Below are 19,977 nucleotides of genomic sequence, written 5' to 3'. Positions count from 1 at the left end.
TCCTACCCTTTCATCACGTTGACGTCTTCCACGGCGATGGAGCCGCGGTTCCGGTGGAATACCACCAGGATCGCCAGGCCGATCGCCGCTTCGGCGGCGGCAACGGTGAGCACCAGCATGGTGAATACCTGTCCCATCATGTCGCCGAGGAACGACGAAAAGGCGACAAAGTTGATGTTCACCGAGAGCAGCAGCAGCTCGATCGACATCAGGATGACAATCACGTTTTTCCGGTTCAGAAAGATCCCGAAGATCCCGATCGTGAACAGGATCGCCGCGACCGACAGATAGTGCGACAGACCGATTTCCATGGGCGCCTCGCCGTGCTCCCCTCGTTTACCCCAACCCGGCACCGCACGGAGGAGCGTGCATGTGCCCGGACATTATCGAACGACGCTTTTCCCGCGTCAGATACCTTTGCCCGTTTCCACCTTCCGGACCTCGATGGCGGTTTCGCGGTTGCGCGCAACCTGATCCGGAATGCTTTGACGTTTGACATTCGGCTTGTGGCGCAGGGTCAGGACGATCGCCCCGATCATGGCCACCAGGAGAACCAGGCCAGCGACCTGGAAGAAATAGATGTACTTGGTGTAGAGCACCGAGCCGAGCGCCTGGATGTTGCTCATCTCGGTCAGCGCCGGCGTCGGTTCGGAGCCGTGTCCGAGCACCTCGGGCGCAATGATCCAGGCGCCGAGACCCATGAGCAGCTCGACCATCAGGATCAGGCCCACGAGGCCGCCGATCGGCAGATACTGCAGGAAGCCCTGACGCAGCTCGACGAAATCGACATCGAGCATCATGACGACGAACAGGAACAGCACCGCGACGGCGCCGACATAGACGACCACCAGCAGCAGGGCCAGGTACTCGGCCCCGAGCAGAATGAACAGACCCGCGGAATTGACGAAGGCCAGGATCAGGAACAGGACCGAGGTCACCGGATTGCGGGACGCGATCACCATGAAGCCTGACGCCAGGGTGACGCCGGCAAACAGGTAGAAGAAGAGGGCTTTCAGGATCATTTCGAAGACCTGCCTGTCGTGTGGCCTTGCGGCCGGAACTGCGGGGCCCGGCCGGATTGCCGGGCTGAAATCAGAAGTCGGTTAGCTCCTAGCGGTAAGGAGCGTCCATTTCAATGTTGCGGGCAATTTCGCGTTCCCAGCGGTCGCCGTTCGCAAGCAGCTTTTCCTTGTCGTAGTAAAGCTCCTCGCGGGTCTCCGTCGCGAACTCGAAATTCGGCCCTTCCACGATCGCGTCCACCGGGCAGGCTTCCTGGCAGAAGCCGCAATAGATGCACTTGACCATGTCGATGTCGTAGCGGGTGGTCCGGCGGGTGCCGTCATTGCGGCGCGGACCGGCCTCGATGGTGATCGCCTGGGCCGGGCAGATGGCCTCGCACAGCTTGCAGGCGATGCAGCGTTCCTCGCCGTTCGGATAGCGGCGCAGCGCGTGTTCGCCACGGAAACGCGGGCTCACCGGGCCTTTCTCGAACGGATAGTTGACCGTAGGCTTCGGCTTGAAGAAGTAGCGCATCGCCAGAACAAAGGCGGACACGAACTCCTGCAGGAACAGCGATTTGACGGCTTGACTAAGTCCCATCGCTTTTTGCCTCTCTTTCCTCAACCAGCCAGCTGGTGGCCGGCCCAATAGCCGATGATCGGGAAGCCGATCACCGGAACTCCAAAAATCAGTGCGCTCCAGAGCGCCTTGTATCTGGCCGCGGCGCCACCGTCGCCGCCGGCCTGCCTGTTCTTCGTTTCCGCCGCCTGAAGCATGCCCTTCAGGATCTTCCAGTCGAGCCAGCCCATGTAGAGACCGACGGCGGCGCCGATCACGCCGGCGAGTGATATGCTCACGCCGCGCCCGGTGCCCAGCCCATGACCATCAGGACTGCGGCGACAACGACGACCATGCCCAGCGACAGCGGCAGGAACACTTTCCAGCCCAGGCGCATCAGCTGGTCATAGCGGTAGCGCGGCACCATGGCCTTCACCATGGCGAACATGAAGAAGCCCAGGAAACACTTCAACAGGAACCAGACCACGCCGGGCACCCAGGTGAAGGGTGCAAAGTCGAACGGCGGCAGCCATCCCCCCATGAAGAAGATCGTCATCAGAGCGCACATCAGGCAGATGGCGACATATTCACCGAGCATGAACATCATGTACGGGGTCGAGCCGTATTCCACCATGAAGCCGGCGACCAGCTCCGATTCCGCTTCCGCAAGGTCGAACGGCGGACGGTTGGTTTCGGCCAGCGCGGACACGAAGAACACCACGAACATCGGGAACAGCGGCAGCCAGTACCAGTTCAGGAAGCTGAGCCACGGCACCCCGAGCCAGGTCGCCAGGCCAGTCTGCTGGGATTCGACAATTCCCGTCAGGTTCAGCGTACCGGCACACAGCAGCACGGTGACGATCACGAAACCGATCGAGACCTCGTAGGACACCATCTGGGCCGCCGAACGCAGCGCCGACAGGAACGGATATTTCGAGTTCGAGGCCCAACCGCCGATGATGACGCCGTAGACCTCGAGCGAGGACACCGCGAAAACGAACAGGACGCCGACATTGATGTTCGCGATCACCCACCCGTCGGCAACCGGGATCACCGCCCAGGCAGCCAGTGCCAGCAGCACGGAAACCAGCGGCGCCAGAAGGAACAGGATCTTGTTGGAACCGGCCGGGATGACCGGTTCCTTCAGAACGAATTTCAAAAGGTCGGCAAAACTCTGCAGCAGGCCCCACGGACCGACCACGTTCGGGCCACGGCGAATCTGCACGGCCGCCCAGATCTTGCGGTCCGCCAGCAGTACATAGGCGACGATCACCAGAAGCACGACCATCATGACCACGCTCTGCAGCGCCATCAGGAGGAATTGTCCCAGATAGGTGGTCGTAAAGAACTCAACCATTTCGGTCCCCTGCCCCTTATTCTGCTGCTTCTGCCGCCCGCGTCTTCGCGAGCGCCGAACACTCGGCCATCACCTTGGAGGCGCGGGCGATCGGGTTGGTCAGATAGAAATCACGGATCACGTTGGCAAAACCGGCACTGTCCATTTTCGCTTTCGCATTGGCCAGCTTGCCGATATCCGCCGCGTCGCCCGCCTCGATGGCATCAATGCCGGTCATGTGCGGCACTGCTTCAAAGAGCTTTGCACGCAGCGCGCTGAGCGAGTCGAATTCCAGCGTCTGGCCGAGCACGGCCGACAGTGCCCGCAGGATCGCCCAGTCTTCGCGTGCTTCGCCCGGAGGGAACGCGGCCCGGTCGGCCATCTGCACGCGGCCCTCGGTGTTGACGTAGATCGCGGATTTTTCGGTATAGGCGGCGCCCGGCAGGATCACGTCGGCCCGGTGCGCGCCACGGTCGCCATGGGTGCCCTGGTAGACAACGAATGCTCCCTCCGGCACCTCGACCTCGTCGACGCCGAGCAGGAACAGGACGTCCAGAGCCCCCGGTTCGAGCATCGCACCCGTGTCCTTGCCACCTTCTCCGGGCACGAAACCCAGATCCAGCGCACCGACCTGGGAGGCCTCGGTGTGCAGGATGTTGAAGCCGTTCCAGCCGTCCTTGATCACGCCGAGCGATTTGGCGGCAGCGGCAATCGTTGCCAGCACTTCGGCCCCGTCCGGACGGTTGAGCGCACCCTGGCCGATGATGAACATCGGCCGCTCGGCCTTGGCCGGGGCATGCTTGACGAAGTCCTTCAGGCTGTCCGGTCCGGCACCGAGATAGGTCACCGGGTAGGTCAGGTCGGCGTTTTCGCCGATCAGGCCGATGGTCAGGTCGCCGCGGGTCCAGCGCTTGCGGATGCGGGCGTTCAGGACCGGCGCTTCCTGGCGCGGATTGGTGCCGATCAGCATGATCGCATCGGCATCCTCGATCCCCTGGATCGTGGAATTGAAGAGATAGCTGGCCCGGCCGTTCTTCGGATGCAGCGGCGAGCCCGGGAAACGGCTGTCGAGGTTGGCGACACCTAGCTTTTCCATCAGGCTCTTCAGCGCGAACATGTCCTCGACGCCCGCCATCTGACCGGCAAGCGCGCCGATCCTGTCGGCGGAAGCGCCCTTCACCTTGTCGGCAATGATCTGGAACGCCTCGCCCCAGGACACCGGCTGAAGCTTGCCGTCCTTCTTGGCATAAGGCCGGTCGAGGCGCTGGGTCTTCAGACCGTCCCAGATGTAGCGGGACTTGTCGGAGATCCACTCCTCGTTGACCTCTTCATTGAGGCGCGGCATCACGCGCATGACTTCCTTGCCGCGCGTGTCGACGCGGATTGCCGACCCGACCGCGTCCATCACGTCGACGCTCTCGGTCTTGGTCAGTTCCCACGGACGGGCGTGGAACTCATAGGGCTTGTGGGTCAGTGCGCCAACCGGGCAAAGGTCGGCCACATTTCCCTGCATCTCGGAGGACAGCGCTGCTTCCAGGTAGGTGGTGATCTCGGCATCCTCGCCGCGGCCCACCAGGCCCATGTCGGTGACGCCGCAGACTTCCGTCGTGAAGCGCACGCAGCGGGTGCAGTGGATGCAGCGCGTCATGATCGTCTTGATCAGCGGGCCGATTTCCTTGTTCTCGACCGCGCGCTTGTTCTCGTGGAACCGGGAGCCGTCGACGCCATAGGCCATGGCCTGGTCCTGCAGGTCGCACTCGCCGCCCTGGTCGCAGATCGGGCAATCCAGCGGGTGGTTGATGAGCAGGAACTCCATCACCCCTTCGCGGGCCTTCTTGACCATCTCGGACTTGGTCTCGACCACCGGCGGTTCGCCGTTCGGGCCCGGACGCAGATCCTTCACGCCCATGGCGCAGGAGGCGGTCGGCTTGGGCGGTCCGCCCTTCACTTCCACCAGGCACATGCGGCAGTTGCCGGCAATCGACAGCCGGTCGTGGTAACAAAACCGCGGAACCTCGGCGCCCGCCTCTTCACAGGCCTGAAGCAGCGTGTAGTCCGCCGGGACTTCCACTTCCTTGCCGTCGATGATGAGCTTCGTCATCCGTTGCTCTCCAAATCCCGTTCCGCTTACTCAGCCGCCACCATGGTCGAAGACGACTTCGACTTGGCGACATAGTCATCGATGCGCGCTTCGATGACAGGCCGGAAATTCTTGATCAAACCCTGAACCGGCCAGGCGGCCGCATCCCCGAGTGCGCAAATGGTGTGGCCTTCGACCTGCTTGGTCACCTTGAACAGCATGTCGATTTCCTCGTAGGAGCTCTCGCCCTTGACCATGCGTTCCATCACGCGCCACATCCAGCCCGTGCCCTCGCGGCAGGGCGTGCACTGGCCGCAGCTCTCGTGCTTGTAGAAATAGCTGAGCCGCGCGATCGCCTTGATGATGTCGGTGGACTTGTCCATGACGATGACCGCTGCCGTGCCGAGGCCGGAGCCCAGGCCGCGCAGCGTGTCGAAATCCATCGGCGCTTCCTTGATCTGCTCCGCCGTGCAGCACGGTACGGAGGATCCACCCGGGATCACCGCCAGCAGATTGTCCCAGCCGCCGCGAATGCCGCCGCAATGTTTCTCGATCATCTCGTCGAAGGGAACGCCGAGTTCCTCTTCAAAGGTCGCCGGCTGATTGACGTGGCCGGAGACGCAGAACAGCTTGGTGCCGGTGTTGTTCGGACGCCCGAGCGCGGAAAACCAGGCCGCTCCGCGGCGCAGGATGGTCGGTGCCACCGCGATCGATTCCACGTTGTTCACCGTGGTCGGGCAGCCATAGAGACCGACATTGGCCGGGAACGGCGGCTTCAGGCGCGGCTGGCCTTTCTTGCCTTCCAGGCTCTCCAGCAGCGCGGTTTCCTCGCCGCAGATATAGGCGCCGGCGCCGTGGTGGACGTAAATGTCGAAGTCGTAGCCGTTCTTGTTGTTCTTGCCGATCAGACCGGCGTCGTAGGCCTGGTCGATGGCCGCCTGCAGGCGCTCGCGTTCGCGGATGAACTCGCCGCGCACATAGATGTAGGCAGCGATCGCCCCCATGGCGAAACCGGCAACGAGGCAGCCCTCGACCAGCGTGTGCGGGTCGTGGCGCAGGATTTCGCGGTCCTTGCAGGTGCCCGGTTCGGATTCGTCGGCATTGACGACCAGATAGGCCGGACGGCCATCGGATTCCTTGGGCATGAACGACCATTTCAGCCCGGTCGGGAAGCCCGCGCCGCCACGGCCGCGCAGACCGGAATCCTTCATTTCCTGAACGATCCAGTCACGGCCCTTGTCGAGCAGACCCTTGGTGTTGTCCCACTGGCCGCGCTTCTTCGCGCCTTCCAGGCCCCAGTCATGCAGACCGTAGATATTGGTGAAGATCCGATCCTGATCCTTCAGCATCTCTTCCCCCTAGTCTTCGCTCTTGGAGGAGGCCACTTCGCCGGCTTCCACGCGCTTGGAAAATTCAGTCTCTTCACCGCTGGCGAGCAGCTTGGCCTGGTCGATCCAGCCGTCCCGCTCGATGCGGCCCTTGAACTTCAGCCGGCTGTCGACCCAGGCGATCTCTTCCGGGCCCCAGCTGGCGACCTGGTCGAAATGGAAGAAACCGAGTTCGTTGAGCGTCGCTTCCAGCTTGGGACCGACACCCTTCAGTTTCTTCAGATCGTCGGGTTTGCCGCCCCGGGCTTTCTTCAGAAGTTCTGGTGCTTTCTCGGCAACGTCCGCCTCGGCGGCAGACGCCGCCTTCGGCTTGGCCTTGGCGACAGGCTTCGGCTCTGCCGGTTTCTTCGCAGCCTTCTCGACCTTCTCGGCGGTCTTGGCGGCCGCCTTTTTCGGCGCCACAGCAGCTGCGGGCACATCGTCCTTTTTCGCGGACTTGGCGGCAAAAGCGGCCTTGACCTTGGCAACCGCGTCTTCGGCGGGCGTCGGCACCCCGTCATAATCGTTGCCGCCCGCGTTGATCGCGGCGCCGGCAAAGTCATGGGAGGCCTTCTCCGAGCCGTCGACCACATGCGGCGCCGGCAAGGTGCCCTTGGTGGTGTCGTCGATCTCCGTCAGAGACGTCTGACCGCCCTCGGCCATCGCGAAGCGGCGCCCGTTCTGCGGACCGGGCGTGACTTCCTTGCCGGCGGCAATGTCGTCGATCAGCTGGTTGAAGCTGTCCGGGGTCAGGTCCTCGTAGGTATCCTTGAAGATCTGAACCATCGGCGCGTTGACACAGGCGCCCAGGCACTCGACCTCTTCCCAGGAGAACATGCCGTCCTCGGAAATCTCGTGCATGTGCTTGGCAATGCGCGACTTGCAGATCTTGATCAGGTCCTCGGAGCCACGCAGCTGGCAAGGCGTCGTCCCGCAGACCTGGATATGGGCTTTCTTGCCCACTGGCTGCAGCTGGAACATGGTGTAGAAGGTCGCCACTTCCAGGACGCGGATCTTGGGCATGTCCAGCATTTCGGCGATGTAGCGGATCGCCGGCTCGCTGACCCAGCCGTCATTCTGTTCCTGCGCACGCCACAAAAGCGGAATCACCGCCGAGGCCTGGCGGCCTGCCGGATAGCGGTCGATCAGCTTCTTTGCCCACGCGAGGTTCTTCTCGGTGAACGCGAAGCTTTCTGGTTGTTCCGCGGCAAGTCGGCGAACTGCCATGGTGTTATCCCCGTTCTGTCAATGTGACCGGAGCCGGACGGGCGGCTGCCAGGGTCGAAAATTGGTGACGGGCCGGCCGCATCAGCGGTCGACCTCGCCGAACACGATGTCCATGGAGCCGAGCACCGCCGAGACGTCGGCGAGCATGTGGCCCTTGCAGAGAAAATCCATCGCCTGGAGATGGGCGTAGCCCGGCGCCTTGATCTTGCAGCGATACGGCTTGTTGGTGCCGTCGGCGACCAAATAGACACCGAATTCGCCTTTCGGCGCTTCCACGGCGGCATAAACCTCGCCGGCCGGGACATGGTAGCCCTCGGTGTAGAGCTTGAAGTGGTGGATCAGCGCTTCCATGGAACGCTTCATCTCGCCCCGCTTCGGCGGCACGATCTTGCCGTCGGTCGACGAGACCGGACCGGTTTCAACGGTCAGCTTTTCCAGGCACTGCTTCATGATCCGGACCGACTGGCGCATCTCTTCCATGCGGATCAGGTAACGGTCGTAGCAGTCGCCGTTCTTGCCGATCGGAATGTCGAAGTCGAGCTCCGAGTAGCACTCGTAGGGCTGCGACTTGCGCAGATCCCACGGCGCGCCGGAGCCGCGCACCATCACGCCGGAAAAGCCCCAGGCCCAGGCATCATCAAGATCGACGACGCCGATGTCGACGTTGCGCTGCTTGAAGATGCGGTTGTCGGTCAGAAGGCCCTCGATGTCGTCCAGCGTCTGCAGGAACGGATCGCAGAAATCCCAGATGTCGTCGAGCAGGTCGCGCGGCAGGTCCTGATGGACGCCGCCCGGGCGCACATAGGCAGCGTGCATGCGCGCGCCGCAGGCACGCTCATAGAATACCATCAGCTCCTCGCGCGGCTCGAAGCCCCACAGCGGCGGTGTCAGGGCACCGACGTCCATGGCCTGCGTGGTGACGTTGAGCAGATGCGACAGCAGGCGGCCGATCTCGGAGAAAAGCACACGGATCAGCTGGCCGCGCTTGGGCACTTCGATGCCGATCAGGCGCTCCACGCCGAGCGCGAAGGCATGCTCCTGGTTCATCGGCGCCACGTAGTCGAGGCGGTCAAAATACGGCACGGCCTGCAGATAGGTCTTCTGCTCGATCAGTTTCTCGGTGCCGCGGTGCAAAAGCCCGATATGCGGATCGACACGGGTGACCACTTCGCCGTCGAGTTCAAGCACAAGACGCAGCACGCCATGCGCCGCCGGGTGCTGCGGGCCAAAGTTGATGTTGAAGTTACGGACCTGAGCCTCAGCCATTTTGAGGTTCCTGCATTTTCTGCGTGAAATAAGCGATGACTTCGGGGCCGGTCATTCGGCGGGTTTCGTTCGCGAAAGCGTAATTATCCGGCTGTTCGTCAACGAAAATCTCGGACGTGAACTTGAATTGCGACGGGTCATCGAAAGCCTGGGCGGACATGGAAACATGCGAACCGTCCGCCATGCGCCACATCAGGGTGGATCCGCATTTGGAACAGAAGACGCGTTCGCCGTAATCGGAGGACTTGTAAACGCCGAGCGCATCGGAGCCCTCGACATCGACGCCGGACATCGGGCCACAGCTGACCGCCATGTAGGTGCCGCCGGTCCAGCGACGGCACATGCCGCAATGGCAAACGCCCATCTCGCCGTCGGTCGGCGTGGCGGCGAAGCGCACCGCACCGCAAAGACATCCACCTGAAAGCCGTTCGCTCATCCCTGCCCCGCCCCTCAGCTCGTCGTTGCTTTCTCGTCACCCGGCAGCACGTAGTCGGTGCCTTCCCAGGGTGACATGAAATCGAAGGAACGCATTTCCTGGTTCAGCCGGACCGGTTCGTAGACGACGCGTTTTTTCTCGTCGTCGTAACGGACCTCGACAAATCCGGTCACAGGGAAATCCTTGCGCAGCGGATGACCGTCGAAACCGTAATCGGTCAGGATACGGCGCAGGTCCGGATGGCCGGAGAAAAGAATGCCGTACATGTCATAGGCTTCGCGCTCGAACCATTCCGCACCCGGAAACACCGGAGTGAGCGAGGCAATCGGCGTCACCTCGTCGGTGGCCACCTTGACGCGAATGCGCTGGTTCTGGACCGGGGACAGGAAGTGATAGACGACATCGAAGCGCTTTTCGCGCGCCGGATAGTCCACACCGCAGATGTCGGTCAGATTGACGAATTTGCACGAGCTGTTGTCGCGTAGAAAGCGGACCGCGTCGAGAATGTCGGTCGCAGTCACGGTCAGCGTCAGCTCACCATACGCCACCTGCCAGGACACAAGGGACTCACCCAGGCCAAGCTCGATATGCTCGGCGAGTTCCTTCAACGTCTCGTCCATCCTGTTCGCCCTCACTCCAATGGAGTCCAAATTGACGGGCGCGGGGCGCCCCTCTCCTTCAAGATCCGCGGCCTTGCGGCCCCGGATCCCTATCTCTCAATCGTGCCCGTGCGCCGGATCTTCTTTTGCAGCATCATCACACCGTAAAGAAGGGCCTCGGCCGTCGGAGGACAGCCCGGGACATAGATATCGACCGGCACCACGCGATCGCAGCCGCGCACCACCGAATAGGAATAGTGATAATAGCCGCCACCGTTTGCGCAGGACCCCATCGAGATAACGTAGCGCGGTTCCGGCATCTGGTCGTAGACCTTGCGCAGCGCCGGCGCCATCTTGTTGGTCAGGGTCCCGGCGACGATCATCACGTCGGACTGGCGCGGAGACGCGCGCGGCGCGAAGCCGAAACGTTCAGCGTCATAACGCGGCATCGACATCTGCATCATTTCCACGGCGCAGCAAGCGAGACCGAAGGTCATCCACATGAGCGAGCCCGTGCGCGCCCACTGGATCAGGTTGTCGGTGGACGTGACGAGAAAGCCCTTGTCGGCAAGCTCGTTGTTCACTTCCAGGAAAAACGCGTCATCGGCGCCGACCGGCTTGCCCGTGTTCGGGTCGATCACGCCTTTGGGCTGCGGAGCAACGAGCGGCTCGGTGGTGGTCAATCCCATTCCAGCGCTCCCTTCTTCCATTCGTAGATAAAGCCGACGGTCAGGACGCCAAGGAACACCATCATGGACCAGAAGCCGAACCAGCCCAGTTCACCGAAAACCGTTGCCCAGGGGAACAGGAACGCAACTTCCAGATCGAAGATGATGAACAGGATGGAGACAAGATAGAACCGCACATCGAATTTCATGCGGGCATCGTCAAAGGCGTTGAAACCGCACTCATAGGCCGAGAGCTTTTCCGGATCCGGGTTCTTGTAGGCCAGAATGAACGGTGAAATCAGCAGCGCCAGGCCGATCACCAGCGCGATGCCGATGAACACGACGATCGGGACATATTCCCGCAAGAGATCTTCCATGTCTTTCGCGTCCTTGCATATGGAGGCGGATCCGGAGGAGATCCGGTGCCTGGGGCGCGTTCCCCATCGCCTCGTTATACCGGCAGGTCACGCTCATCCCGTCGGCTCAATGAAACCAACATGCGAGCGCACGCTTAGCTTACGCTTTGGTGCAACGCAAGACCCTCTCCAGGTCAAACTATTGCCATACTTGGACCAACTTTGCGCCGACCCTCATCAAACCCCCTGTTTCAGCCAGTTTGTGCCCAGGCAAAAACTTTGCACAACCCATGAGGAATTATGACGCACCCGGGACGGATTACCACCCCCGCACCAGAATCGGATTTTCCGGATGCCCGGCACGCAAAACTCAAGAAAAATGAATATGCTGCACCCTGCCGCGTCAGGCGTTCACCTGAAGAAATCCGGCGGTGGAAATGCAAAGCCGGGACACTTGTCGCCAAACAAGAGCGCATCACGTTCATGCGATACGTCAAGGTTTGAAAGGAAGTGTCTGGAAGACTTGAGGGAACCGTGAGTGGCGCGAGTGACGGGGCTCGAACCCGCGACCTCCGGCGTGACAGGCCGGCACTCTAACCAACTGAGCTACACCCGCACATTCACGGTATATTGCGCCCTTCCCGCTTCAGTACTCTTGTACCTTGTAAGGGAAGTGGCGCGAGTGACGGGGCTCGAACCCGCGACCTCCGGCGTGACAGGCCGGCACTCTAACCAACTGAGCTACACCCGCTTCGTCAGGCAACAAGCTGTCGCCCTGAAGTGGCGCTGATGTACGGCGGCTGGATGGCGAAGTCAAGCACCCTATTCCGTCCGAATTGCCGTTTTTTGACATTGCCGTGCCCAGCCCCCGGATTCTTCGGTATCGTTTACGCCATTGAATGTGGATAACTTTCTGTTTCGTAACGGAATTGTCGCCATGACACCGACCGGGCAAGACCTGCCGCGGGCCTCAGATTCTTTTGCCGGCGAGGTCTTTCGGAATTCGCTTCTCTGCTGCCGTTTCTCCTATTCCGCGGGAACTAGCCTCGTATCCCGGAGTTGTCCTTCCCTGGCGAGGATCGGCACCGCGACGGTCGCGAACAGGGCGTTGATATCCTTGAGGCTGCGCATCACTTCCAGATGGGCATTGCTCGATTCCATGCTTTGCACGGTTTTCGTTTTCAAACGGTCGAGGTGCCGGTTGTGGCTCTCCCGTTCAAGGGCGCGCATCTTGTCCTTCTCGGCAATCAGTTCGCGCGCGGAGGCAACATCTTCGGAGACCAGGACATTCAGGGCCAGCTCCATGTTGGCAAGGACGCGGTCATGCATGCGTGTCAGCTCCTTCAGCCCCTCCTGCGAAAAGCTGATCTTGTTCACTTGCAGTTCCAGTGCCAGCTCCAGGAGGTTCTTTGCGACAAGATCCCCCGCCCGTTCCAGATTGACCGCGAAACCGACCAGTTCCATGCCTCTTTCAGCCTGCCCGGCAGTCAGTTCACCGCGATTGACCTCGGCGATATAGAGCTTGATGGACGAATGGATGGTGTTGACGTGCCGGTCCAGCTGCTGAAGCCGCCGTATTTCGGCTTCGCTGCCCCTTTCCAGCATCAGTATGACCGGTCTTGCCATCACCTCGACCAGTTCCCCCATGCGCAGGAGTTCGCGGGTTGCACTGGCCAGGGCCAGCCGTGGATTGCCGATGAGCTGCCGATCGAGAGCGCTTTTGGGCAGAAGGCTCTCGCTTTCCTGCTCCTTCGACCTGTCGGGCACAAGCCTTTCCACGAGCCAAGAAACCGGCCCTGTCAGCGGAAGACAGGACACAACGAGCAACAGGTTGAAGGCGACATGCACGGCAACGATCTGCTGGGCCGGGTTGCCGCTGATCACGTCGAGAGGCGGCGCAAACTTCCTCAGGACCAAAAAGGCCAGAACCGCCCCGACCGCACGGAAGATGAAGTTTCCAAGAGGCAGCAGCCTGGCCTTCCTGTCCATGCCGCGCGTCAGCCAGAGCGCCACGATCCCTGCCCCGACATTCGCACCGAGCACAAGCGGGATGGCCGCGTCCTGTGCAAGACCCGCGTTCTGGACGAGAGCGGCAATCATCAGAACGGCGGCCACACTGGAGTGGACCAGAAAGGCCAGCAACGCACCGAAGGCCATCGCCATGGGCGCATCCTGCCCCAGGTAGCCCGCGACCTGCGGCATGAACCGGGCTTCCTTCAGGGGCGCGGTCGCCTCCCCAATCATCCCGAGGGCCAGCAGGATGAAGGCAATACCCAGGAGAATTCTCCCGGCCTGCTTGGCTGAGCGCGCTTCAAGCTTCAGGAAAAGCCAGGCACCCGCGGCAAGCAACAGCGGAATGAGCCAACTCAGATCGAAAACCAGAAACTGGACCACCAGCGCCGACCCGAGATCCGCCCCCAGCAGCACGGCCAACCCGGCCGCAGTGGTGATAAACCCGGAAGTCGCAAATCCGGCGGCCAGCATCGCAACGGCGGTCGCGCTCTGCAGCAGAATCGCCACCGCCACGCCGGAACCGGCCCCGGACACGGGTCCGGCCGAGGCCTTCCCGATGACGCGCCTCAGGGCCGGGCCGGCCGCGCGCTCGAACCCCGTACGCACCATCCTGACCGCGTAGAGAAGCAGCATAACTGCCCCGAACATCTTAATGACAACGACGATTCCCATATGGCTAATCTTCTCTCCACGCTGCAGGTTTTTACTTAGCCGGAGAAGTTTATGGGAATGGTATGAAAAAGAAAACACAGCATTCGAAGCCAAAACGAAACCGCACTGCGGATATGGCTTGCCAGGGAATGCGGCATGACGGAAATGACTGCGGGAAACATGCGTCCGGATCCAGGGCATTCAGCCCGAACGTTGCCGCGAACAGGCACAGCACCGCAAACCGTTCGCATCGTCGGCCAGGCTCTTCAAGACCTCAATCCCTGCGTCCAGAGTAAGATCTCCCGACTCGGCCGCCGGTCCGCATCAATCACGCGTTCGCGGTGTTCCGAAAGAGCGCCTTCAAAGACCTTTGATGCCCTGCAGCCGGGACATCCCAACCGGCCCGCGCATGAACCATGCCGGAAACCGAAGCCGAATTCAGCTCTTCACATAGCAGGGGTCTTTTACATAGCAGGGGTTCTTTACATAACAGGGATTCTTCACGTAGCAGGTCGCACCCACGGAACGGGCACTTTCTTGGGCACGCCCTTCCCGCGTCTCGTTCTCTGACTTGGTATCCGGCTCCCTGCCATAGACCTGAAGCGTATATTTCTTCTTCATTGCAGCACCTCCTGACCGTCACCTTCTGATCTCTGTTTGAACGCCAGGCATCCACCCTGACAGATGTTCAGCGTTTGCCATTTGCAGGTCTCGCAAGCGGTGCATGTCGGCACCTCCCAGCGCAGCGGGTCGATGACGTCATCCATCTTGCGGACGAGGTCTCCGCCGGTGGGATAGTCGGTCAGCTGCCCGAAACGGACATCCTTCAATGGACCACAGAAAAAGACCTCGAGCCCTGGTCCCACATCGATGGCGCCTGGGCAGGTGAACGACAGGAAGATACCCTTGTCCTTCAGCCGCTTGAGCTGTCCGTCATCGACCGAGCAGACCGGGACACAGCAGTCGGTTATCAGGTCAATGCCGTTCTCGGTACATCTCTCGGCAATCGTCTCCAGAAGCGGAAGCATGGCGGAGACGTCTTTAAAGGAGATATGTTCGTTGGTCTGCGCCGCGTTCGGCTTGGCAAAGTCGACGCGCAGTTGCCCGAGGTCGTAGCGGGACATGACCTCGAAGACGAACGCAACATCCTGTTCCGGTTGGTAGAGGTTCAGGCTGACGCTGAACGCGCGCTCCCCGCGAAGGCTCGAAATCCGCTGCAGATTGTCGTTCAGACGAGACCATTGCGTCCCCTTGTAGAACGACGGATGGTTGATGTTGATCATCAGACCGCAAGGCTGAGACCCGAGAAACCCCGCCATCTCCGGGGAGAAGATGCCATTGGTGAAGACGTTCACTGGCAACGGGCTACCGCCGGGCAGTGAATAGGCCGGTGACAGGGCGAGGCTCAGGAACTCCCTGAAGAGCGGGTGAAGAGTCGGCTCGCCACCCAGCAGATTGGCGCTGTCCTTGGTGCCTGCAACAATCAGCTCCCGGGCATAGTCGAGCGCGTGCCTGAACTCGGCGAGCGACATCTTGCCGGCATCCCCGTCGTGGCGGGACCTGGTGTTCAGGCTTCCCTGCAGAAAGCAATAGGAACAGGCGAGATTGCACGTGTCGACCAAAAGAATATTCATGGCATCACCTGTCCGAACAGCGCCGCGAGATAGCGTTGAAAGACCGAGCCCGGTTTTTCGTCGATGAACCGCCAGAAGAGCCCCGAAACGAAGTCCTTGCTCCAGCGGCACCTTTCGTCTCCGCGGGCCGGGTCGGAATCGACCAGCACCGACAGTCCGATATTTGTGCAGCCGTAATGCGCAAAGCTTGCTGCCGGGCAGGACCCGCCGCAAAAGGCCAGGATCGGACAATCCCGGCAGGCTGCAGGCGTCCCCGGCTCGCAGTTGCAGCAACCCGTGTTGCTGCAGAACAGGGAGGGGTCGTAGAAGCTGGTCACTTGCGGGCAGGTCGTCTTCAGCGGCGGGTGCAACAGTGCGTCGACACACGCCGGCTCGCTCACGTCCCCTATGAAAAAGTCGGACGTCAGGTCCCGGTGGCAGGAATAGGCACCGCCCCTCGGGTCGACCGCGAAATAGACGTCTCCCATGCCACAGGTCTGGATTTCCCCCCCGTTGGCGATGCGATGGAGAATGGAGGTCACCGGCCCGAAATCGAAAACGGCGCCGGTCTTCTCGAAGAGGTCGAGCACGTGCTCGAACGCTCTCGTGTATTGTTGCGACAGCACTGCGGGGTCCGGAGCACGAACCCCTGCGACGGTCCGGCCGTGGGCGACATCCTGCATCGGAATGAAGGACGCGGACCTTAGGCCCCAGCCGGAATATTTTACGACCGATTCGTAGACATGATCCTGGTTTCGGTCGCTCACCGTCGCGCGCAGCCCGACCCGGACGTCACTCTGAACGAGGCGGCGCAGGCCTTCCTCGATCGTGGCTCCGCTCTTCGGGTCCTTGCCCGGAAACGGCCGCTGCCAGTCGTTTGCCGCGACTGGGGGATCGAACGACAGGGAAACGTCGAAATCGTATTTTGTGAAGAAGGCTATCAGCTCATCGTCGATCTGGGTCCCGTTGTCGTCGATGGAGAAGCGGATGAAGACCTTCTCGCGCGCCGCCTGGGAAGCCAGATAATCCGCTGCCTCGAACAGGAAGGCACGGACCTTGCCTCTCAAGGACGGCTGGCCGCCGAAGAAAACGACATTCAGGCAACCGGTCCCCCATCTTTGCTTGATGAAGCCGATGAAGGTCCGGGCAAAATCCTGCAGGACCTCCTCGGACATGACACCGGTCTTGGGGACCGCCGGCAGGACATTGTCGCTGTCCATCACGTGGCAATAACGGCAGCGCAGATTGCAGGCATCGGTTATCAGAAGCGATACCTCGACAGCCGGTGCTTCCGGATGCGGGGAAAACGCCGACCACGGCGTGCTGCCGTCGGCCTTGTAGCGGACGAGCTTGGCTTCGAGATCGTCCCTCAGCCCCGCGCCCCGTCCCTGGGCGTTGTAGGCGCTGCGGACGCGCTCGATGCGCTCTGCGGGAGGCTCGGCATGCGCGAAGAGACCCTGCTCCTGGAACGTCTTCAGATAGGCATCCGCCTTCTCGCGCCCGAGCGTGCCTGACAGCGTGTCATAGGTGCAGCCCTCTTTCAGGGCAAGGACGGGCGCATCTGCGCCATCGAACACCATGTAGTGGTCAACCGGGGCTTCATAGTCGTTGAACACGGCAAACCGATCGGAAGCCCGGTCCGGAATAACCTTGGCGCTCGATACGAACTTGAGCGCGTGACGGTTCCGGTCGAGCCAAGCGTCATGAGCGTCGGCTGTGAACTCACTTGCTTTGACATGACTATTCATAGCCGATCACCCAGCAAGGGATCGTGCTGTCATTCCCGCCGGCGGCATAGTTGCCGCCCGTCATGAGCACCCTGCCGTTGACGGCGAGCGAGGTTGACCGGCCGCCGTCCAGGAAAACGGCATCGGTCACACCGCGCGCTTTCATGAACACGGCCATCTCGTCCGGCGTCATGCCGTAGTTCGCCGGATCAGGTCCGGGTGTCGCGACAAACACCATCACCCTGCCGCGATTGTCTATGCCAAGCGCCGACCGGGGGGCCTCACGGATGGCGTCATCCTGGAAATACTGGCCCGCCGGGTCCTTGAGGATCGATCGTGCGGCCTTGTTGACGCCACCTTCCAGGAGCCGGCCAAGGCCGCCCATGGCCATGGAGTACATCGCCGTATAGACCGCCTCCAGCTGCGTCGGGTCGTCCGGGAGCGGTTCGCGCTCATAGACCGTCGGCTGACCGAATGTGGTGATCGCGAACCCGAATCGCTTCTTTGCCTTCGGCTCGGCTGTTTTCCGGAAGTGCCCGTCACGGCGGAGCATGTCGCCAAGGATCGAGCCATTGAAGAAAAACGTCCCGTTGATGACGAAACTCCGGCCTTTTGTCGCCTTCCGATGCGCCAGGCTTGCGATGCTTGCGATGCCGCCACCACCGATATGCACGTCGAATGTCAAACCGGCGCCGGAAGGGCCTGCGGGCTGGATCCAGATTTCATGTCCACTTCCGGCGATGTGCGAATGTGTGAGCATGGTCCCTCCTCTACCCCGACCGCCCTACTCGGTTGGTAATGCGTCCAACATCTTCTGATACTTTTTCTGAACCGGCTTCCAGAGGGCCTGATCGCCGTCGTCATGAAGCACGTGGAAATTGGCGATGCGCAGGAGTTGACGAACGAGATCGCGGCACAGGGCCCGGGCGTTTTTCAAGTCGCCGGCCAGCAAGGCGGCAAGGTCGTGATGGATCCGGCTCATGGCACCGGCCTCGGCGGCGTCCTCGAGTTTCTTGAGTTCCTCGAACAGTTGTCCGGAATGCAGGCCCAGGGCATTGCCTTGGGCGAGAAAGCCGTTCTTCTCGGCTTGGCTTGCGGTGCCGGCCTTGATCTTGACATAGACCTCGCTCATGGCCGTCAGCGTGCTCTGAATCAGGCCCCAGAACGTGTTGACACCTTCGGACATGGCTATGCGCTTCCTCCCGGACCTGACGCAGACGCAGGCTGCCTTACAACGAGGCGATACCGTTGCGTAAGCAGCAGCTAACCCGCAGAGTACACTATGTATTTCCTTGCGGATCGCTGGGTTGTCTTGAGAAGAATTACAATTTTTGCTTCACCGTCACATTGATCCAGATCATGTGATCCTTCACCCATGCACCGGAAGGCAATCGCGGACGCGATTTCACGGCATCCGGACACGTTATGGTTCGGGATTTCAGGCGACATACGGGCGTAATATCGACCCTGGATGGTAAAACAAGAAATTGAGAAGAATGGTGGGCGATGAGAGACTCGAACTCCCGACATCTTCGGTGTAAACGAAGCGCTCTACCAACTGAGCTAATCGCCCTCTACGAGGTGAGACGCCTTGTATGGCCTCGCCTTTGACTTGGCAAGACCCAAAACGAACATTTTGTGCCCAATGCCGATTGCTGTGGATGAGCGATCCAGACACTGGCACACTGGTCTTTCAGGGAAAAAGGAGCCCTCGAAATGCGGCCCTCGCGACGCTCGGTGCTCATGGGACTAGGCCTTGGCCTGCTGGGGCCTGTCCCGCCATGGCCTGCCACAACTGCCTGGGCCCGGAAAGGTGTTTCGGCGGTCGTGATCGGCGCCGGGATCGCCGGGCTGGCGGCGGCTCGTCAGCTTGCGGATCTCGGCGTCGCCGTCACGGTCCTCGAAGCCCGGGACCGGATCGGCGGACGGTTGTGGACCGACCGTTCGTTGGGTGTACCACTGGATCTTGGTGCAAGCTGGATCCACGGAACCCGCAACAACCCGATCACGAAACTCGCACAAAGCTTCTCGCAGCCGCTGTTCAAGTGGGACTATGAGGATGCGGAGATCATCGACCTGACCGCGAACCAGGGGCGCCTGGAAGACAGAATTGACCTGTTGCAGGACCGTCTGGAGGACCTGGCCGATCGCAGCGTCAGCAGGTCGGACGGCAGTTCCGTCAGGGACGCCATCAGCCAGATCCGGAAAGACCGGCGGTTTGCCGATCTTTCATCCCTCGAACTGGATGCCTTGTTGGTCTACCTGGTGGAGCTGGAATACGCCGCCGACAAGGAAATGCTCGCCCTCGCCGCACTGGAGGAAGGCAGCGCCTTCGGCGGCGGGGACGCGATTCTGCCCGGCGGGTATGATCGTCTCGCGCAGGGTCTGGCCCAGGGTTTCGACATTCGCCTTTCGACATCCGTCGACAGCGTTGCCTATTCGGCGGCCGGCGTTTCGATCCAGGCAGACAACCGTGCATTTGACGCCGACTTTGCCCTCGTTACGGTGCCGCTCGGGGTTCTCAAGGCAGACAGAATCGCCTTCGACCCTCCCCTTCCCGAGAGCAAGCGCAGCGCCATCGCTTCTCTGGAGATGGGTCTTCTCAACAAGGTCTATCTCACCTTTTCCGGGCCCGTCCCGGACCTGGATGTCCTGAACCTTGTCCGGGTCTCCCACCGGCCGCAGGCGTTCCCGTTCTGGGTCAATCTCAGCGAACCGGCCGGGAGACCGGTGCTGGGCGTTCTCAATGCGGGCTCTTTCGCCCGCGAACTGGAACGCCTGGACAATGCAGGCCGCGTACAGGCTGCCCACGAAGCACTCGACACAATGCTCGACAGCCTCCCGCCCCTGGTGTCGGGACTCTCCACCGCCTGGGCAAGGGACCCTCAAGCCTTCGGATCCTACTCGTACCTGCCCGCCGGGACAGGTTTCTCGACACGCAGGCACCTGGCTGCTCCGGTCTTAGACCGGGTGTTTTTCGCGGGGGAAGCCACCAGCCCGGACTACCCTGCCACCGTCCACGGAGCCTATCTGAGCGGCCTGAACGCAGCCGAAAACCTGCTTGCGGCCGCGCGGTGAGGC

Annotated in this window: 19 protein-coding genes and 3 tRNA genes; 1 reads left to right on the top strand and 21 read right to left on the bottom strand. The window is 61.4% G+C overall.

Annotation, left to right across the window (positions count from 1 at the left end):
• Positions 1–2: 2 nt before the first annotated feature.
• The 21 genes from nuoK to O6760_RS21560 form a co-directional block, all read right to left on the bottom strand.
• The gene (nuoK, locus tag O6760_RS21660; protein WP_094070939.1) at positions 3–311 is read right to left on the bottom strand and encodes an NADH-quinone oxidoreductase subunit NuoK; all 309 of its coding nucleotides are present in this window, start codon (positions 309–311) and stop codon (positions 3–5) included.
• A 96-nt stretch (positions 312–407) separates the two neighbouring features.
• Positions 408–1,022: an NADH-quinone oxidoreductase subunit J gene (locus tag O6760_RS21655; protein WP_269581753.1), complete on the bottom strand. Its 615-nt coding sequence runs from the start codon at positions 1,020–1,022 to the stop codon at positions 408–410.
• An 88-nt stretch (positions 1,023–1,110) separates the two neighbouring features.
• On the bottom strand, positions 1,111–1,599 hold the full coding sequence (gene nuoI, locus O6760_RS21650; protein ID WP_006934709.1) for an NADH-quinone oxidoreductase subunit NuoI: 489 nt from the start codon (positions 1,597–1,599) through the stop codon (positions 1,111–1,113).
• A 20-nt stretch (positions 1,600–1,619) separates the two neighbouring features.
• Positions 1,620–1,856, bottom strand: a complete 237-nt coding sequence (locus O6760_RS21645; RefSeq protein WP_269581752.1) for a hypothetical protein — start codon at positions 1,854–1,856, stop codon at positions 1,620–1,622.
• The gene (gene nuoH / locus O6760_RS21640; protein ID WP_269581751.1) at positions 1,853–2,914 is read right to left on the bottom strand and encodes an NADH-quinone oxidoreductase subunit NuoH; all 1,062 of its coding nucleotides are present in this window, start codon (positions 2,912–2,914) and stop codon (positions 1,853–1,855) included. The genes O6760_RS21645 and nuoH overlap by 4 nt, the downstream gene beginning before the upstream one ends.
• A gap of 16 nt (positions 2,915–2,930) precedes the next feature.
• A complete protein-coding gene (nuoG, locus tag O6760_RS21635; RefSeq protein ID WP_269581750.1) occupies positions 2,931–4,994 on the bottom strand; it encodes an NADH-quinone oxidoreductase subunit NuoG in 2,064 nt (687 codons plus the stop codon).
• A gap of 26 nt (positions 4,995–5,020) precedes the next feature.
• A complete protein-coding gene (gene nuoF, locus O6760_RS21630) occupies positions 5,021–6,322 on the bottom strand; it encodes an NADH-quinone oxidoreductase subunit NuoF (protein WP_269581749.1) in 1,302 nt (433 codons plus the stop codon).
• 9 nt (positions 6,323–6,331) lie between these two features.
• Positions 6,332–7,567: an NADH-quinone oxidoreductase subunit E gene (locus O6760_RS21625; protein WP_269581748.1), complete on the bottom strand. Its 1,236-nt coding sequence runs from the start codon at positions 7,565–7,567 to the stop codon at positions 6,332–6,334.
• 81 nt (positions 7,568–7,648) lie between these two features.
• Entirely contained in the window at positions 7,649–8,833 is a 1,185-nt protein-coding gene (locus O6760_RS21620; protein ID WP_269581747.1) for an NADH-quinone oxidoreductase subunit D, read from the bottom strand.
• Entirely contained in the window at positions 8,826–9,269 is a 444-nt protein-coding gene (locus O6760_RS21615) for a GFA family protein (protein ID WP_269581746.1), read from the bottom strand. The genes O6760_RS21620 and O6760_RS21615 overlap by 8 nt, the downstream gene beginning before the upstream one ends.
• Positions 9,270–9,283: 14 nt before the next feature.
• On the bottom strand, positions 9,284–9,889 hold the full coding sequence (locus O6760_RS21610; protein WP_269581745.1) for an NADH-quinone oxidoreductase subunit C: 606 nt from the start codon (positions 9,887–9,889) through the stop codon (positions 9,284–9,286).
• 89 nt (positions 9,890–9,978) lie between these two features.
• Positions 9,979–10,557 carry a NuoB/complex I 20 kDa subunit family protein gene (locus O6760_RS21605; RefSeq protein ID WP_269581744.1) on the bottom strand — a complete coding sequence of 193 codons (579 nt, stop codon included), beginning with the start codon at positions 10,555–10,557 and terminating at the stop codon, positions 9,979–9,981.
• Entirely contained in the window at positions 10,548–10,913 is a 366-nt protein-coding gene (locus O6760_RS21600; RefSeq protein ID WP_269581743.1) for an NADH-quinone oxidoreductase subunit A, read from the bottom strand. Before O6760_RS21600 ends, O6760_RS21605 begins: the two co-directional genes overlap by 10 nt.
• 518 nt (positions 10,914–11,431) lie before the next feature.
• Positions 11,432–11,508, bottom strand: a tRNA-Asp gene (locus O6760_RS21595).
• A 58-nt stretch (positions 11,509–11,566) separates the two neighbouring features.
• A tRNA-Asp gene (locus O6760_RS21590) sits at positions 11,567–11,643 on the bottom strand.
• Between the two features lie 275 nt (positions 11,644–11,918).
• Complete coding sequence (locus O6760_RS21585; protein ID WP_269581742.1) at positions 11,919–13,577, bottom strand: Na/Pi cotransporter family protein; 1,659 nt, start codon at positions 13,575–13,577, stop codon at positions 11,919–11,921.
• 596 nt (positions 13,578–14,173) lie between these two features.
• Positions 14,174–15,190, bottom strand: coding sequence for a radical SAM protein (locus tag O6760_RS21580; RefSeq protein ID WP_269581741.1), 1,017 nt, complete (start codon positions 15,188–15,190; stop codon positions 14,174–14,176).
• The gene (locus O6760_RS21575) at positions 15,187–16,917 is read right to left on the bottom strand and encodes a radical SAM protein (RefSeq protein ID WP_269581740.1); all 1,731 of its coding nucleotides are present in this window, start codon (positions 16,915–16,917) and stop codon (positions 15,187–15,189) included. The genes O6760_RS21580 and O6760_RS21575 overlap by 4 nt, the downstream gene beginning before the upstream one ends.
• On the bottom strand, positions 16,910–17,656 hold the full coding sequence (locus O6760_RS21570; RefSeq protein ID WP_269581739.1) for a phosphodiester glycosidase family protein: 747 nt from the start codon (positions 17,654–17,656) through the stop codon (positions 16,910–16,912). The genes O6760_RS21575 and O6760_RS21570 overlap by 8 nt, the downstream gene beginning before the upstream one ends.
• 24 nt (positions 17,657–17,680) lie before the next feature.
• A complete protein-coding gene (locus O6760_RS21565) occupies positions 17,681–18,082 on the bottom strand; it encodes a hypothetical protein (RefSeq protein WP_269581738.1) in 402 nt (133 codons plus the stop codon).
• A 311-nt stretch (positions 18,083–18,393) separates the two neighbouring features.
• Positions 18,394–18,469, bottom strand: a tRNA-Val gene (locus tag O6760_RS21560).
• A 143-nt stretch (positions 18,470–18,612) separates the two neighbouring features.
• Here O6760_RS21560 and O6760_RS21555 point away from each other — a divergent pair.
• Complete coding sequence (locus O6760_RS21555) at positions 18,613–19,974, top strand: FAD-dependent oxidoreductase (protein ID WP_269581737.1); 1,362 nt, start codon at positions 18,613–18,615, stop codon at positions 19,972–19,974.
• Positions 19,975–19,977: the final 3 nt, after the last annotated feature.

The sequence above is a fragment of the Roseibium sp. Sym1 genome (assembly GCF_027359675.1).
Lineage (GTDB): Bacteria > Pseudomonadota > Alphaproteobacteria > Rhizobiales > Stappiaceae > Roseibium.
Note: the sequence above shows the minus strand (reverse complement) of the source record. Positions and strands in the feature narration are given on the sequence as shown.